This window comes from Arthrobacter sp. MYb23, from assembly GCF_002979775.1.
Lineage (GTDB): Bacteria > Actinomycetota > Actinomycetes > Actinomycetales > Micrococcaceae > Arthrobacter.
The window spans coordinates 387,699-404,101 of record NZ_PCPR01000002.1 but is presented as its reverse complement, the minus strand read 5'-3'; the positions used below and the strand labels follow the sequence as shown (position 1 = coordinate 404,101).

At 62.7% G+C, this 16,403-nt stretch carries 10 protein-coding genes; 7 read left to right on the top strand and 3 right to left on the bottom strand.

Annotation, left to right across the window (positions count from 1 at the left end; genetic code table 11):
- Window positions 1-232: 232 nt before the first annotated feature.
- Window positions 233-943, bottom strand: a complete 711-nt coding sequence (locus CQ020_RS04250; protein ID WP_024817415.1) for a 3'-5' exonuclease — start codon at window positions 941-943, stop codon at window positions 233-235.
- A gap of 66 nt (window positions 944-1,009) precedes the next feature.
- Here CQ020_RS04250 and CQ020_RS04245 point away from each other — a divergent pair, with 66 nt between their 5' ends.
- The 3 genes from CQ020_RS04245 to CQ020_RS04235 are packed head-to-tail and all read left to right on the top strand — an operon-like array spanning window position 1,010 to window position 8,279.
- Window positions 1,010-1,426 (top strand): MGMT family protein, encoded by a 417-nt coding sequence (locus CQ020_RS04245; protein ID WP_105690691.1) that lies wholly within the window; start codon window positions 1,010-1,012, stop codon window positions 1,424-1,426.
- Window positions 1,423-4,761, top strand: a complete 3,339-nt coding sequence (locus tag CQ020_RS04240; protein ID WP_105690690.1) for an ATP-dependent DNA helicase — start codon at window positions 1,423-1,425, stop codon at window positions 4,759-4,761. The genes CQ020_RS04245 and CQ020_RS04240 overlap by 4 nt, the downstream gene beginning before the upstream one ends.
- Entirely contained in the window at window positions 4,758-8,279 is a 3,522-nt protein-coding gene (locus tag CQ020_RS04235) for an ATP-dependent DNA helicase (protein ID WP_105690689.1), read from the top strand. The genes CQ020_RS04240 and CQ020_RS04235 overlap by 4 nt, the downstream gene beginning before the upstream one ends.
- A 20-nt stretch (window positions 8,280-8,299) precedes the next feature.
- Here the strand turns inward: CQ020_RS04235 and CQ020_RS04230 are convergent, their stop codons facing one another.
- A complete protein-coding gene (locus CQ020_RS04230; protein WP_258141702.1) occupies window positions 8,300-9,445 on the bottom strand; it encodes a macrolide 2'-phosphotransferase in 1,146 nt (381 codons plus the stop codon).
- 194 nt (window positions 9,446-9,639) lie between these two features.
- Between CQ020_RS04230 and nudC the strand changes: the two genes are divergently transcribed.
- Genes nudC through CQ020_RS04215 form a run of 3 tightly spaced genes read left to right on the top strand, consistent with a single transcriptional unit; the run spans window position 9,640 to window position 13,423 of the window.
- On the top strand, window positions 9,640-10,629 hold the full coding sequence (nudC, locus tag CQ020_RS04225; RefSeq protein ID WP_105690687.1) for an NAD(+) diphosphatase: 990 nt from the start codon (window positions 9,640-9,642) through the stop codon (window positions 10,627-10,629).
- On the top strand, window positions 10,626-12,758 hold the full coding sequence (locus tag CQ020_RS04220) for an ATP-dependent DNA helicase UvrD2 (protein WP_105690686.1): 2,133 nt from the start codon (window positions 10,626-10,628) through the stop codon (window positions 12,756-12,758). The genes nudC and CQ020_RS04220 overlap by 4 nt, the downstream gene beginning before the upstream one ends.
- Window positions 12,758-13,423 carry a M48 family metallopeptidase gene (locus tag CQ020_RS04215; RefSeq protein WP_105690685.1) on the top strand — a complete coding sequence of 222 codons (666 nt, stop codon included), beginning with the start codon at window positions 12,758-12,760 and terminating at the stop codon, window positions 13,421-13,423. Before CQ020_RS04220 ends, CQ020_RS04215 begins: the two co-directional genes overlap by 1 nt.
- Before the next feature lie 156 nt (window positions 13,424-13,579).
- On the opposite strand, the gene CQ020_RS04210 is transcribed toward CQ020_RS04215, so the two are convergent.
- Window positions 13,580-15,037, bottom strand: coding sequence for a zinc-dependent metalloprotease (locus tag CQ020_RS04210; protein ID WP_105690684.1), 1,458 nt, complete (start codon window positions 15,035-15,037; stop codon window positions 13,580-13,582).
- A 210-nt stretch (window positions 15,038-15,247) separates the two neighbouring features.
- On the opposite strand from CQ020_RS04210, the gene CQ020_RS04205 reads away from it, so the two are divergent.
- The gene (locus tag CQ020_RS04205) at window positions 15,248-16,384 is read left to right on the top strand and encodes a PDZ domain-containing protein (protein WP_105690683.1); all 1,137 of its coding nucleotides are present in this window, start codon (window positions 15,248-15,250) and stop codon (window positions 16,382-16,384) included.
- Window positions 16,385-16,403: the final 19 nt, after the last annotated feature.

Sequence of the window (16,403 nt, the reverse complement as noted above, 5' to 3'; positions counted from 1 at the left end):
CCGCCAAACTTAATTATGTCACCAGCCCACCAGCGCATGGAGAATCGAACAAATGGTTGCTTGCACTCAATTTTTCCGAATAAATTCCCCGTAGCAGGCTCGAAGAACTGCGGACTATTCCGGCAGTGAGAGCAAGCGTGGAATCCGCGCGCTAAAGAACCACAGTTGGGGGTTCCCGAAATTCCTGTGACTTGCGTCGCAGAACGTAACCCATGGTGGTGCCTGTCCCGGCTTAGAAACCGCCCCGGCTCGCATCCTCAGGAGGAAGAACCGGCCACTCGCCTTCGATCACGGCGGTGGGCTTGCTCCGACGCAAGTACTGCTGGAAGTCAGCAGCTTGGGATGCCGCCCAGTCTACTTGCAGCTCGTGGAGCGTGGAGGCCGGCATCTGCAGCTTGGGGAATTTGCCGGCCATGGCATCCAACACCCGGAGCGTGGCCAGGGCATCCGCGGCAGAGGTATGCGCGTTGCTCAGATCAACCCCGTACTCCTCGCACAGGGCGGTCAGGGTTCGCTTTCCCTTGCGGTAGCGGTCCACCTGCTTGTTCATCACGTAGGGGTCCAGCACGGGAAAGCGGCTCAATTGAGGAACGCCGTAGCGGGCGGACTCGGCCGCCAGGACTGTGAAATCGTAGCTGGCGTTGAAAGCAATGACCGGAGTGCCGTCGTCGAACAGCCCTTGAAGTACCCCGGCGACCTCCCGCGTTACGTCTGCTGCCGGGCGGCCTTCCGCACGCGCCTTCTCTGTGGATATTCCGTGCACCTCACTTGCTTCGAGCGGGATTTCCACACCGGGATCTGCCAACCACTCGTGCTCTGCGATGAGCTCGCCGTGGGCATCCACAACGGTGATGGAAGCGGTGACGATCCGCGCTGACCGGGAGTTCTTCCCGGTGGTCTCGAGATCGAATGCGGCACGGGAGAGGGTGTTCCAGGAGCTCATGTCTTCAAGCTACCGGCTGGGTCCGACACTCTTTGGGCACGACACTCCTGCCGTTACGCTGAACACATGCAGATGGAGTATGTGACGGCGGTCCTGGCCGTTGTAGACCTTGTTCCATCGGGCTCGGCGGTCTCCTATGGCGACGTCGCGGAGCTTCTGGGAGCCGGCGGGCCGCGGCAGGTCGGCGCAGTCATGAGCCACTACGGAAGCTCCGTGGCCTGGTGGCGCGTGCTCAGGGCCAGCGGGGAGGCGCCTCCCGGTCACGAAGTCGAGGCTTTGCGGCACTACGTGGACGAATCCACTCCGCTGCACGGCGCATATGAGGCCTTCCTGAGGACGGGTGAAGGCCGGTGGCGCGTCGATCTGACCAACGCCCGATGGGCGCCTACCGACACTGACTTCGATCAACTTGATGTGATCTCTGACCTGTTGGAGCGTCAACTCCATAAATTGTCAGTACCCGATGATGAAATGACTGTGTGACCGCGACTCCTGCCAAAACCCGCCAAGCATCAGCAGTCCTCCGCCTGCTCCCGCCGCGAGAGACCCACTACGCGGCACCCGTTCTGTCCCCGGACCAACATGCAGTCGTTTCCCTCCGGCAGGGGAACGGCCCCGTCCTGGTGCCCGGAGGTCCGGGCACGGGCAAGTCAACGGTGCTCGTGGAATCCGCAGTACGCCGGGTCCGCGAAGATGGACTGAATCCAGAACAAATCCTCATTCTTGCTCCCGGGCGCCACGCCGCGGCGGCTTTGCGGGACACCTTCACGGGACGGCTGGACCGCAGTCTCAGTACGACGCCGGCACGCACCTGGGCGTCGTACGCCTTCGACGTTATCCGGCGGGCGAAGGCTGAAGGCATCTTGCCGTTAACGCGGCCACCGAAGCTTCTGTCGGGCCCTGAACAGGACCTCATCATCAAGGAATTGCTGGAAGGCCACTCCCGTCCGGAGTTCCAACTGCCTTGGCCGGAGGACCTCGCAGCAGCTCTGCCTACCCGCGGCTTCCGTCACGAGATCCGGCAGTTGTTTGACCGCATCATCGAATCGGGACGCACCGCAGAGGACTTGGTCGGGCTTGCCTACGAGTGCGGACGGCCTGATTGGATGGCGGCGGCCCAGCTGTACAGCGAGTACCGGGACGTCCTGGACCTCCGCATGCCCGAGGCCTTTGACCCGGCCGGAATCATCACTACGGCCCGTCAGATATTCCAGGATTCGCCGGAGTTCCTGGCCACTGAAAGGGAACGTCTCCAACTCATCCTTGTGGACGACGCCCAGGAATCGAATCCGGCGGTGTTCGAGCTCCTTGCCGACATCGGGGAAGGAAAGGACCTTGTGGTGACGTACTCTCCGGATACCGTCGTGCAAGGTTTCCGGGGCGCACGTCCGGACTTGGTCTCAGAGTTGCCAACACTTCTGGGCGGTCAGCAGCATGCTGTTCTCGAACGTCCGTTGTCCGTGACCCACAGGCACACGCCGGAAGTGGCTGAGGCCTGGTCCCGGGTCGCGGCGCGCATCTCGCAGCGTTCCGGTGGTCAGTTGGCCAGGCAGTTGGAACAGCCGGACCGTCCGCAAGCCCCACATCCGGCTCCCCGGGATGGTCGCGTAGAGGGGCATGTGCTGCCGTCCGCCGTCCACGAGCTCCGGTACGTCGCGCAGCGGATCCTCGAAGCACAGCTGCGGGAATCCCGGGAGTTCAGTGACATCGCCGTGATCGTTCGGAATGGCGGGCAGATTTCCCAGTTGCAGCGGTACCTAAGCGGCCAGGGGATCCCAGTGCGTGTTCCCGTAGCGGACTCAGCTGTCCGGGACGAAGTCGCCGTCCGTCCACTGCTGGAGGCCTTTGCCATTGTTCTGGACCCGTCAAAGCTCGCACCGGAAACCGCAGTGTCTCTTCTGACATCACGCATCGGAGGTGCCACTGCCATCGAGTTGCGAAGGCTGCGGCAATCCTTGCGCCGCGAGGAACTCCTGGGAGGTGGCGGCCGCTCCAGCGACGCCCTGTTGGTCGAGGCCCTCCTCCAGCCGGGGGCGCTGGCCTCGCTGGGAATTGAGGGTAGTTCTGCCCGCAGGCTCGCCCGCATGATCGCTGCCGGTACCGCTGCCGCCGCCGAGCCAGGCGCCAACGCGGAATCTGTTCTGTGGGCTTTGTGGCACGCAACCGGGCTCTCTTCGCGGTGGGCAGAGATGGCGCTTGAAGGCGGCAATGCCGGGGCACGCGCCGATCGGGACCTTGACGCCATGATGGCCCTGTTCCATACGGCTGAGCGCTTCGTTGACCAACTGCCCGGTTCCGGTCCTGAGCAGTTCCTGGACTACCTGTTGAACCAGGAACTGCCCATGGACACCCTCGCCGCACGGGCGCAGCTGGAGGCGTGCGTTGAGATCATGACTCCCGCAAGTGCTGCGGGTCGGGAATGGCCGGTAGTGATCGTCGCGGGCCTCCAGGAAGGCGTGTGGCCTAACACCCGGCTCCGTGGAGAGCTGCTGGGCAGCACCGTCTACGCTGACGCCGTCGAGCATGGAGTGGAATACGCCCTCCGGCGTGGGCCGCTGAGCAGGCTCCGGGACATTCGTTACGACGAACTCAGGAGCTTTTCAACAGCCGTATCGCGAGCCCGCGAGGTCTTGATTTGCACGGCGGTGTCCTCTGAAGATGAGCAACCTTCGGCGTTCCTGGATTACGTGGCCCCGTTGGGTTCGGGCGAGTACAAACGTGGTTACACCCCGGTTGACCGGCCCATGACCTTGAGGGCCCTCGTCGCGGAGCTGAGGCAGCATGCCCAGTCGGAAGACGACGGCCCCGGAGATACCCGTACCGCGCATGAAGCGGCCCGGATACTGGCCAGGCTCGCCAGCACGGACCCACCGGTGCCGGGGGCACACCCGGACACTTGGTGGGGCCTGGCGCCGCCCAGTTCCCAGGAAGCCGTGGTGCCGCCCGGAGGTACCGTTTCTGTTTCGCCTTCGAAGGTGGAGGCCGTTCATAAGTCCCCGTTGGACTGGTTCGTCCAAGCAGCCGGTGGGGAAGCTGCCACCGACTTCGCACGGAGCCTGGGCACCTTGGTCCACAGCATTGCGCAGGAGCTTCCCGAGGCTTCGGGAGCCGAATACATTGCTGAACTCGTGCGCCGTTGGCCCACCTTGGGCATGAAGGATAACTGGGAGGGAAAGCTTGATTTCCAGCGGGCGGAACTCATGGTCCGGAAGTTGGCCCAGTACGTGCTCATCATGCGCAACGATTCAAGAAGTTTGCTCGCGGTAGAGCACGACTTTGAAGTTCAACTTCCTGATGTCACTGTGGATGCCGTTGACGGTGGTGGTCCTGAAGCTCTTGAAGAGGCGGCCGTGCGTCACGCGGTACTTCGCGGCCAAGTGGACCGGCTCGAAATAGATTCGGAGGGCAGGCTTGTGATTGTGGACCTCAAGACCGGCAAACGGCAACCCGGCAAGGCCGAGGTAGCCCGGCACCCGCAACTGGGTGCCTATCAAGCCGCGGTCCTCAAGGGTGCCTTTCAGGACGCTGGAACGGGACAAGAACCCTCCGACGCCGGGGCAGCAACCGGATTCGTTCCCGGCGGCGCAGTGTTGGCCCAGCTTGGGACCAAGACGAAGAGCCCGGGCATACAGCAGCAGGACCCCTTGGATCCGGCAGAAAACTGGGCAGAGAGCCTGGTCAACGAGGCAGCCGCACTCATGGCAGGGGCAACGTTCGAAGCACGGCACGACCCCGGCAAGGGAGGGCATGGCGGTCATGGATGCCGTCTGCCGGATATCTGCCCGTTGTGCGCCAGAGGAAAGCAGGTCACCGAATGACAACCGAGCTCCTGGAAGGCCTCGCCTCCGGTGCCCCGGACTTCGCTGGCGTCCCCGAGCCCAGATTTTCGCCCTCCGAACTGGCCCGTATCCTTGGCGAAAAGAACCATCCCACGCCTGAGCAGGCGGCCATTATTTCCTCGCCCCTCTCACCTCGCTTGGTGATTGCAGGGGCCGGTTCGGGCAAGACGGCCACCATGGCGGACCGTGTGGTGTGGCTGGTGGCTAATGGCTGGGTGCGTCCGGAGGAAGTTCTCGGCGTGACATTCACCCGGAAGGCTGCCGGCGAGCTGGCGAGCAGGATTCGGTCCAAGCTGGCCACGCTCCAGCGGATCGCGGCGGAGGACGATGGCAGCATCGGCTTCCCTGAGGGGCTCCTTGGTGCCGACGACCTCGAACCCAAGGTGTCCACGTACCATTCCTATGCAAGCGGCATCGTGTCCGACTACGGCCTGCGGCTGGGCATCGAACGGGACGTCGTCTTGCTCGGTGGTGCACAGTCCTGGCAGTTGGCCAGCGAAGTGGTGGAGGCCTACGACGGCGACTACGAACACTTCACAGCCGCCAAATCCACGCTTGTCAATGCGGTCATTCAGCTGGCAGGGGAGTGCGCCGAGCACCTTCAGGATCCGGGGGAGGTACGGGAGTGGATTCTGGAACGCGTTGAGACCTTTGACCAGCTTCCCTACGTAGCCGGGGCCAAGAAGAATCCCAGCCAGGCTGCGGGAGACCTCGCGGCCATGCTCCGGACCCGCGCCAGCGTGGCCGACATGGTGGTTCGCTACCAAGAGGCGAAACGTCAACGCGGTGTCCTGGATTTCGGCGACCTCGTGGCATTGGCGGCACGCATTGCCAGTGACATCCCCCTTGCTGCCACTACTGAACGCGCCCGCTACAAGGTGGTACTCCTGGATGAATTCCAGGACACGTCCCACGCACAGCTCGTCCTGTTCTCACGTCTTTTCGGCCAGGGCCACGCCGTTACTGCTGTGGGTGACCCCAACCAGTCGATTTATGGGTTCCGTGGCGCTTCAGCAGGCCAACTCTTCAACTTTGTGCAGGAGTTTCCCGTGCGGCACGCGGACGCCTCCACTGACGATATGTCCTATTCCGTAGCCCCCACTTCCTACCTGACCACTGCCTGGCGGAATGGCAGGAACATCCTCCAAGCAGCCAACACCATTGCGGCGCCCTTGAACCGGGCGGCGGCATTGGATGGGCCTGCAGGGGAGAGGGAGACAGCCAGTAGTGTCTCCGTTCCCGCGTTGGTTCCCAGCCCAGCTGCCGTGGACGGACGTGTGGTGATCGCCCGGTTCGGTACCGATGAAGACGAGGCCGCCGTCATAGCCCGCGATGTCCGCCGGTACCAGAAGACGGTTTTTGAGGAAGAGAACGATGGCACCGCTGTCCAACCCACCATGGCTGTCCTGTGCCGGCGCCGGGCGCAGATGGAATGCCTCCGCCGCGAGTTCGAGCTCCAGGGTATTCCTTACGAGATCGTTGGACTGGGCGGATTGCTGGACACGCCTGAGATCGTGGATCTGGTGGCCACGTTGCGGGTTCTTTCTGATCCAGGACGTTCTGATGCGCTGATGAGGTTGTTGGCGGGTGCGCGGTGGCGGATTGGTCCGGCGGACTTGATGGCTTTCAGCGACTGGTCCCGCTTCCTGGCGCGTCGCCGTTCGGCCCCGGAAGGGCCCCATGAGTCCTTCGAAGACAACGAGGAACCCGCAAAGGCCGTGGTTGAAAGTGACATCACGGATGCCGCAAGCCTCGTGGAGGCCCTGGACTTCCTTCCCCGGCCTGGCTGGACTTCCGGCCATGGGAGGAGTCTGAGTGCTGCCGCCCTGCAACGGCTGACCAGCCTTGCCTCGGAGCTTCGCTCGCTCAGGAGCTACATCGGGGACGACCTCACCACACTTCTTGGCGAGGTGGAACGTGCCATGCTCCTGGACATTGAGGTCGCCGCCAAACCGGGAATCAGCATTCACCAAGCCCGCCGCAACCTGGATGCCTTCCAGGATGCGGCGGCAGGGTTCCTGCAGACATCACAGCGCATTGATCTGCTGGCGTTTTTGTCGTGGCTGGAAGCTGCGGCCTCCGAGGAAGGCGGCTTGGATGTGGCCCCCGTTGAGACCAACCGGGAGGCGGTGCAATTGCTGACTGTCCACGCTTCCAAAGGTTTGGAATGGGATGTCGTCTTTGTCCCCGGACTCAACGCCGGTTCATTCCCCAGCAGCAGGGATTCGAGGTGGAGCACGGGCGCTGCAGCCTTGCCATGGCCTTTGCGGGGAGATCGTGCCGATCTTCCCCAGTGGGACCTCGATCAGCCGGACCAAAAGGGATGGCTGGATGCCGAGAAGAATTTCAAATCCGAGGTCCAGCATCACGGCGAGGCTGAGGAAAGGAGGCTCGCCTATGTTGCCTATACCCGGGCGAAGTTTGTTCTGTGGGCTTCCAGCGCTGCTTGGAATGGCTCGCGATCGGGAATGGCCGGCATGTCTTCCTTCCTCTCCGAGCTTGCTCCGCTTGCCGGCGTTGCTCCATCAGCAGAAGACGCCGGCCGGACGCAGCCGGCCGGCAATACGCCGTCAGGCGGAGCTGCGGAGGTGCACGCTGAATCGGTGGCAGAGGAGGTCTTGCCCGAGGAAAGTCCGTTGACCGCGGTGCTCGAGTTTGCTCAATTTCCTTACGACCCACTGGAGGGGCCTTCGGACCCACGGACCGGTGCCCGCCTGAGGCTGACTCCCGGCAGAAGGCTGGCCATGGATCAGGCTGCGGCCATTGTCCGCGGATATATCGAGGAATCCAACGCAGAACCCTCACCTGACCTGACAGGTGCGGCAGCGAAATGGACCCAGGAGGCAGAACTTCTGCTGGATCGGCAGCGCCAACTCAAGACCGTTCAGGATGTCCACCTGCCCAGCCATATCTCCGCGTCACTTTTCGTGGACCTGGGCGCTGACCCCGGGGCCGTACTGTCCCAGCTGCGCAGGCCCGTTCCCCGTGAACCGGGCATTTCTGCCCGAAAAGGTACGGCCTTCCATGCATGGGTGGAGGAGTACTTCGGCACAACAGGCATGTTGGACCTTGATGAAGCGCCGGGTTCGGACTCCCACATCGACGAGGCGTACGGCCTGGAGGACATGGTGGCCGCCTTCAAGGAGTCCGAGTGGGCCCACCGTGCTCCCGCATTTGTCGAGGTGCCTGTGGAAACCCGGATTGGCGACGTCGTGGTCCGTGGGCGCATTGATGCCGTATTCCGTGATGCCGACGGACGCTGGCAACTCATCGACTGGAAGACCGGCCGCCGCCCTGCAGGTCGACAACTGGCAACCCGCGCGGTTCAGCTGGCTGTCTACCGGCTTGCGTGGGCCCGACTCAAGGACGTTCCCCTTGAGGATGTCAGTGCAGCCTTTTACTACGTGGCAGATGACGCCTTCGTGCGCCCGCACGATCTTGGCAGCGCCGAGGAGTTGGAACTGATTATTGAGAGGGCCTTGAAGAGCAGCAGCTGAAGAAGCGACGTCCCGGAAACTCAGGAACGTTCGGCCGGGCGAAGCGGCGTCACGCTGACCACGCTGATAGCGGCAGTGGAGGTGTCGTCATAGCCTGAGGTTTCGCCGGCGTCCGTCTCCACGGAGCTCTCAGGCTCATCCGGAAGGGGAATCGCAACGACACTGACGGCGGGAATGTCGGCCGGTGAAGCCGAAACCGCCAGCGAGGCTGCCTCTTGCTCAGCGGTGTGCGCGGCTTCTTCATCGCGGCGTAGCTGCTCGTCGATGTCGTCGGCGAGTGTCTGGAGCATGGCTTCTGCTTCTGCGGTCATGCTCTGGTGCCCTGCCGCCATGGCCTTGACCAAATATTGGGCAAGGGCAAACTCGGCCAGCAGCGCCGCCCGGCGGAGGAGGTGGGCGTCAGGGGCATCGCGGCGCGTCTGGGTGTAGTGGCTTAGCACGGCCTCAACGAATGATGCTTCGTTGGACGCCACCAGCCAGGCGAAGTCGTCCGCAGGATCACCGATCCGCAGGTCCGTCCAGCCTGTCAGGGCTGTCACAGTGTCGTCCTGCACCATCAGGTTGTCTTCGTGAAGGTCGCCGTGGACCACTGAGGGGTTGAAGCGCCACAGGGCGACGTCTTCCAGGGCGTGCTCCCAGCGACGCAGGAGGGTGGCCGGAATCTTGCCAGTGGTAGCTGCTTGGTCCAGCTCGTTGAGTTTACGTTGCCGGAATTCGTTGGCCGAGTAGCTGGGAAGATCTGCATTAATGACCAGGGGCAGTGGCAGGTCATGAATGGCTGCCAAAGCTGTGCCCACTTCCCGGGCCAAGGCGGAACTTCCGGCGGACAGTTCTTCGATGGAGAGCGTGGAGCCCTGCAGATGCGCGTAGACGAACGTCGTCAGTGCACCTTGCCGCACTGTACCGGCGATGGTGGGCACATGGAAAGGCAGCTCGGCACGGATTGCCGGCGCAAAAGCCCGCAACACCATGAACTCGGTTTCAAGCCGGGTGCTGGCTTCCGGATGGCGCGGTGAACGGACCCGCCAGCGTTTGCCTTCCGCATCCAGCAGCAACGCTGAGTCGAAGTCGGCGTCGTCGTCGGGGGAATAGGCTGCGGCCGTCGGCGCCAGGCCGGGCACCGCCGCGGTTGCTATGGCGGCCAGTTCGAGCGGTGTTCTTCTCACCTTCTCCACGGTAGATTGACTGCGGCCTGTGGCCATGATGCAGTGCGGCGAGTCTTCAGATCCGCAGCAAATGCGCAGGAAATATGGAGCAAAACCCGGCATTGATGCTAAAACTGGGAACGTCCTGGGAAGGTGTCCACAGCAGGGGACCTTTCCAAATGTTTTTTGTCGGTACGAGTCAGTACGGTAGAGACATGAGTTATACGGAGTCGCCGGCGCTTGCCAACCACCTGATGGAGACTGTTCTTCCCGTTCGCCCTGCCATGGTGGATCGCGGCTCGGGCATCCGCATGAAGCCCGGAATGGTTGAGGAGCTTATCGCCTCCGGTTCGGCCAAGGCCATGGTCATTTCGCAGCGCAAAGCACTGGTGACCGCTGACGGTTTGTGGTTCGGGGACGCCGCTCCGCTCTGGAACGCTCTTGACGGGTCAGGTGCCGGTGCTGTTGCCGCCATCTACCTGGGCACCACCTTGACATCGTCTTCGTTGCCGGAGGGCACGCCCATTGTGTTGTTCACGGTTCCGGAGCAGCCGGCTCCCGGCACGGCCACGGTGCCGATGGATGCTGAGTGGGCAGGCTTCCGGGACGTCGCGGCGCGTCTTGACGCCAAGGACACGGCTTTGTTTATCGAGGCCAGTGCAATCTCCAATTGGCACTCCACCCACACGCATTGCCCGCAATGCGGCACGCCCACGGACATCGAGGCCGGGGGATGGGTTCGTCGTTGTCCAAAGGACAACTCAGAACATTATCCGCGGACGGATCCGGCCATCATTGTCACGGTAGTAGGCCCCGATGGCCGGCTCTTGCTCGGCGGCGGCGGGCCCCTCGACGCCAAAAATTATTCCACGCTCGCAGGATTCGTTGAGCCCGGCGAGTCTCTGGAACAGGCCGTGGTGAGGGAAATTGGGGAAGAAGTGGGCGTTCGTGTGACTGCCTGCCAGTACCTCGGATCCCAGTCCTGGCCCTTCCCTGCTTCTCTCATGTTGGGATTCACCGCCAAGACGGACGACGCCGTGGCGCGGCCCGACGGCGTGGAGGTTACCCGTGCACGGTGGTTCAGTCGCGAGGAACTGCAGGATGCCGTCCTGAGCGGCGAGATCACCATTTCAACGCGCTTGTCCATTGCGCGTTCATTGATTGAGCATTGGTACGGCGGCGTCATCGAAGACCTCCAGCCGTGACCGAAGAGATGTTCGACGCCGGCGTCTCACTTGAGGAGCGTATCCTCGGTGGCCTGGATGAAGAACAGCGGGAAGTTGCAAGTACCCTAACGGGGCCCATGTGTGTCCTCGCAGGGGCAGGCACGGGAAAGACACGTGCCATCACTCATCGCATCGCTTATGGAGTTCATTCCGGCGTATACAGTCCCCAGAGGCTGCTGGCCGTGACATTTACGTCCCGGGCCGCCGCCGAGATGCGAAGCCGGCTCCGCGATCTTGGCGTTGCCAGTGTGCAAGCACGCACCTTCCATGCCGCGGCCTTGAGGCAGTTGCAATTCTTTTGGCCGCAGGCAATCGGGGGCACTTTGCCCAGCCTGCTGGACCATAAAGCCAACATGATCGCCGAAGCTTCGCGCAGGCTCCGCCTTAGCACTGACCGTGCATCCATCAGGGATCTGGCGGCGGAGATCGAGTGGGCCAAGGTGTCCATGCTGACCCCAGCCAATTACCTGGAGAATGCCCAAGGCCGTGGAACCCCCGGAGGGTTCGATCTCACTGCGGTTTCCAGGGTGTTCCAGGCATATGAAGACATCAAAACCGACCGCAACGTCATCGACTTTGAAGACGTCCTGCTCATCACCGTCGGGATCCTTCAAGAGGATCCTAAGGTTGCGGCAACAGTCAGGGAACAATACCGCCACTTCGTGGTGGACGAGTACCAGGACGTTTCGCCACTGCAACAACGGCTGCTGGATTTGTGGCTCGGGGGGCGGAACGAGTTGTGCGTGGTGGGCGATGCCAGCCAGACCATCTACTCCTTTACTGGAGCTTCACCCAAGCATCTTCTGGGGTTCAAAGCACAGTTCCCTGAAGCCACAGTCGTCAAGCTCATTCGCGATTACCGGTCTACTCCGCAAGTGGTGAAGTTGGCCAACGACCTCCTGGGCTCCCGCCGAAGCGGCGGCCCGGTGGCAGATGCGGCGTGGGCATCGCCACTCAAGCTCGTCGCCCAACGGCCTTCAGGTCCGGAGCCACGCTTCATGGAGTGCCCGGATGACGAGGCGGAGGCAGCCGTTGTGGCCGGCAGAATTCAGGAACTTCTCAACGCCGGCGTCAAGGCCAGCGAGATCGCCATCCTGTTCAGAACCAACGGCCAGTCTGAAGCGTACGAGCAAGCGCTGGCTTCCGCGGGCATTGGCTACCAGCTCCGGGGAGGCGAGCGGTTCTTTGCGCGCAAGGAAGTCCGCGATGCCATCCTCCAACTGCGGGCGGCAACCCGCGCCGTTGCTGAGGGATCTCAGGAATCACTAGGGCAGATCGTCCGGGACATCGTTGCGTCACTCGGTTACACGGATGCCGCCCCGCACAGCGGGGGAGCCCTGCGTGAGCGGTGGGAATCCTTGGCAGCTTTGGTCGCCTTGGCTGATGAGCTTGCAGTCAGCCGTGGGGAGTCCTTCACTTTGGCTGAGTTCGTCAACGAACTGCAGGAGCGCTCTGTCGCGCAACACGCCCCCACTGTTCAAGGTGTCACTCTTGCCTCCCTTCACGCAGCAAAGGGCCTGGAATGGGATGCAGTGTTCCTTGTGGGCCTCAGCGAAGGCCTCATGCCCATTTCCTTTGCCGACACCCCCGAGGATTTGGACGAAGAACGCAGGTTGCTGTACGTCGGGATCACGCGGGCACGCGAGCACTTGAATCTCTCTTGGTCCACAGCCCGAACACCGGGCGGCCGGGCCAACCGCAAGCCGTCCCGTTTCCTGGACGGACTTCGCCCCAATTCCGTGGCATCGGCCAATGCGCGCAGCAAGACCGGTCCCACCCGACGGAAAGCCGCCGCCCCGGCGTCGTGCAAGGTCTGCGGAAGCATGCTTGCCAGTGGAGCCGAACGCAAGGTGGGGCGCTGTAACCAGTGCCCGCCCACGTATGAGGAGCAAACGTTCGATGCCCTGAGGCAGTGGAGACTGGACGAGGCCCAATCGGCCGACGTTCCAGCTTATGTTGTCTTCACGGACGCTACACTGACGGCCATTGCCGAGGCCAAGCCTTCATCGCTGGAAGAACTGGCTGGTTTGGCCGGGATCGGCCCATCCAAGCTCGAACGCTATGGCGAAGCCGTCCTGGCTGTACTCGCTGAGAGCAGCGAACTCTGATGACCCGCCCGTCCGCCTCCAACGCCGACTTTCCGCACATCACGGACGACGGCGCACCAGTCGTTGTGCGCCGGTCTGCAAGGCGACGCCGAACCGTGGCCGCTTTCTGGGAAGACGGCAATGCCGTGATCGCCATCCCTGCCAGCTTCACCAAGTCCCAGGAGCGGGAATGGGTACGGCGAATGCTGGCCAAACTGCAGAAGCAGGGAGAGCGGCAGGCAGGTGCTGGCAGGCGCCGTCCGGCCACGGACCAAGCACTCGCCATGCATGCCGAGTACCTCTCGCGAACCTACCTCGGCGGGAGGCCCGTCCCGACGTCGGTCCGCTGGGTGTCCAACCAGAATTCCCGGTGGGGTTCGGCTACTCCTGCGGACGGCACCATCCGATTGTCGAACAAGCTGCAGCGCATGCCGCAATGGGTCATTGACTACGTTCTGGTCCACGAGCTGGCCCACCTGCTGGTGGTGCGTCACAACGCCGAGTTCTGGAAATTGGTTGAGGCCTACCCTGAGACCCATCGGGCAAAAGCCTTCCTTGAAGGTGTTGCCTTTGCTACTTCGCGGGGTATCCCTGCGGAACCTGATGCGGAAGTTTCCGGCGATCCCGCGTGGAACGCTGCAGACCAGGACGCCAATCCTTATGGCAAACAACGGCTCCGGGAATAGGGGCCTTTTAACGGACCACGGCCCCTGTGAACATTGGCGCATAAACCGACAACGGCCGCCATGGAGATGGCGGCCGTTGCACGGCGTTCATGTTGCACCAGCGTTTTATCCGCGAGTGTCACACCCGGGAGCGCTGCTTACGTGGTGGGTGCCTCGTTACTTGGCTGGCGCCTCGGGGTCGCTATCGCCTGTTTCCCCTTCGTTGCCGGATCCGTTCACCGCGGTATCGTCGGGGGAATCGGAAACTTCAGTCGAGTTGGCGTCGGTGGTTTCGTAGCCGCCGCTCAGAAGCTTCTGCAGGGCGTCATCAACTTCGCTGTCGCTTGCCTCGGCAAGTCGGCGGCGTTCGGAGAAGCCCTTGGGATCATCCAGGTCCTCACCTGTGGGAAGGAGATCCGGGTGATGCCAGATCGCGTCACGGCCGGCGATGCCCCGTTCTTCCTTCAGCGTGGCCCACAGCGTTGCCGCTTCCCGGAGCCTGCGGGGGCGCAGTTCCAGGCCAACAAGGGACGAGAACGCGTGCTCGGCCGGTCCGCCCGTGGCGCGGCGACGCCGGACGGTTTCGCGCAGGGCAGTCGCTGACGGCAACACCTTGTCAGTGGCCTCGGCTGTGAGTTCGTCCACCCAGCCTTCCACCAGTGCAAGCGCTGTTTCGAGCTTCTCCAGGGCGGCTGTCTGGACCGGCGTGCGTTCGGGTGTGAAGACGCCTTGGGACAGTGCTTCCTGAATTCCTTCGGGGTTGCTCGGGTCAAGGTCCCGGGCGAGGTCTTCAATGCGGGACATATCGATGTGAATACCGCGGGCGTAGGCCTCAATGGCTCCCAGCAGGTGACCGCGCAACCAAGGAACCTGGACGAACAAACGTGCGTGTGCGGCTTCGCGTACGGCAAGGAAGAGTCGAACGTCGTTCTCCGGGAGGCTGAGACCTTCACCGAATTTAGCGACGTTGGCCGGCAGCAGCGCCATTTCCAGGTCCGCCAGGGGGACGCCGATGTCTGTGGAGCTGACCACCTCGGCGGAGAGTGCGCCTATGGCTTGCCCCAGTTGCATGCCGAAGATTGCTCCGCCCATGTTTTGCAGCATGGACGAGGCACCGCCCATCATGGACTTCATTTCTTCAGGCATTTGCTGGGTGAGAGCGTTGGACAGGGCATTGGCGATGCTATTGGCCACCGGTTCGGTCAGGCGCTTCCACGTGCCCAGGGTCGCTTCAACCCACTCGGCCCTCGACCATGCCCGGCCGATCAGGCCGGTGGCCGAGAGATCAGTCACCGGGTCCAGCCACAGTTCTGCAAGCCTCAGCGCTTCGTCGATTTCCTTTGCCTGATGGGCGTTGACTGAAGGGTCGCTGCCAGCGGCAGCGACACGCCGTGCATTCTCATGGGCGAGTTGCCAGTTCACAGGACCATCAGAGGTGGAGCTCATCATTGCCTGGACCTGGGCGAACATCTGCTGGAGGAGCTGGGGATCGTTGGGCAGTCCCGCGGCCTTGGCCAGCTCGGCGGGATCGATGTTGCCCATGCCCTGGCCGCCCATCAGGTTCTGGAGCATTTCTGCCAGCGGATCCTTGGGGGTCTCGTCGTCGTTGGACGGATTGTTGGGGTTGGAAGTCATGGTGCCGCCGATCGTCGAACTGGCTGGTGATCTCTTTCACCGTACCGCGCAGCCGGAAGGCTGTCTGCCCGGAGGAGCTCCCGTTCGCTGTAGGCAAAGCAGTCCTGCAACGACAGACCGCGTAGTGTTGATGTTTGGTATGTGCCGCCGCCGCTTTCGGCGGCAGGAGCCATGGATCCGGTCACGCAATGCCGGCATAGAGAGGCCTCAATGCTTACTTCGCCCAGCCCCGAGGGCTCATTGGACCCGCGTCAGACGCCCGACGCCGATTCCACCTCCGCGCCTCCGTCGCCGCCCCGTGACGGCCGGTACATGATCATGGTGATCTCCGGTCTCCTCGCCCTGGGCCTCGGCATCGGGGCGGCAGCGTTGCCGGTTCCGTATGTCATTGAGTCGGCGGGCCCTACCTTCAATACCTTGGGTAAGGACGGCGACAAGCCCGTCATCAGTATTACTGGTCGTGAGTCTTTTCCAGCGAATGGCAACCTTGACCTGACCACTGTGGTCATGACGGGCGGTCCGAAGACCCCGGCAACCATCTTCGACGTGTTCCGGGCGTGGTTGGATCCCTCCAAAGCCATTTATCCGGAGGAACTTATCTATCCCAAGGGCACCACGGCCGAGCAGACTGTGCAGCAAGGCGAAATCGCCATGGAAACATCGCAGGAGAACGCCGTAGCGGCAGCATTGCGTGAGCTTGAGATTCCGTTTGAGCAGCGGCTCAACGTCGCAGGTCTGTCGGACCCTTCTCCATCCGTCGGCAAGATCCAGGAAGGTGACCGGCTGGTCTCCATCAATGGCAAGGCGATCACCTCCATGAGCGTGGTCCAGGCAGAACTGGCCGCGGGTGCTGGATCGCCGGTCGTTGTGGGCTTGGACAGGAAAGGCACTGCGGTGTCCGAGACGATTACCCCCACTAAGAACCAGGCCGACAGGTACGTTCTGGGTGTGTTGCTGGCTAGTGACTTTACGTTCCCGTTCGACGTCAGCATCTCCTTGGACAATGTTGGCGGACCCAGCGCAGGCATGATGTTTGCCCTGGGGATTGTGGACAACCTCACTCCGGGGGATCTCACGGGCGGCAAACACGTCGCGGGCACGGGAACCATCACGGCCGATGGTGCTGTGGGACCAATCGGCGGTATTGCCCAAAAGATGATCGGCGCCCGCCAAAAGGGCGCCACAATGTTCCTCGCGCCGGCATCCAATTGTGCCGATGTCGTAGGCCACGTACCGGACGGGCTCCAGGTAGTAAAAGTGGAAACCCTTGCCGACGCCACCTCCGCCGTGGAGCGCCTCGGAGCCGGCCAGGACACGGGGAGCCTTCCCACCTGCACAAACAACTAGACTGACGGTGGAACTTAGC

Excerpts from the sequence above, each read along its gene's own strand:
- CQ020_RS04250 (WP_024817415.1), bottom strand. The coding sequence starts at position 943 with ATGAGCTCCTGGAACACCCTCTCCCGTGCCGCATTCGATCTCGAGACC.
- CQ020_RS04245 (WP_105690691.1), top strand. The coding sequence starts at position 1,010 with ATGCAGATGGAGTATGTGACGGCGGTCCTGGCCGTTGTAGACCTTGTT.
- CQ020_RS04235 (WP_105690689.1), top strand. The coding sequence starts at position 4,758 with ATGACAACCGAGCTCCTGGAAGGCCTCGCCTCCGGTGCCCCGGACTTC.
- nudC (WP_105690687.1), top strand. The coding sequence starts at position 9,640 with ATGAGTTATACGGAGTCGCCGGCGCTTGCCAACCACCTGATGGAGACT.
- CQ020_RS04215 (WP_105690685.1), top strand. The coding sequence starts at position 12,758 with ATGACCCGCCCGTCCGCCTCCAACGCCGACTTTCCGCACATCACGGAC.
- CQ020_RS04210 (WP_105690684.1), bottom strand. The coding sequence starts at position 15,037 with ATGACTTCCAACCCCAACAATCCGTCCAACGACGACGAGACCCCCAAG.
- CQ020_RS04205 (WP_105690683.1), top strand. The coding sequence starts at position 15,248 with ATGCTTACTTCGCCCAGCCCCGAGGGCTCATTGGACCCGCGTCAGACG.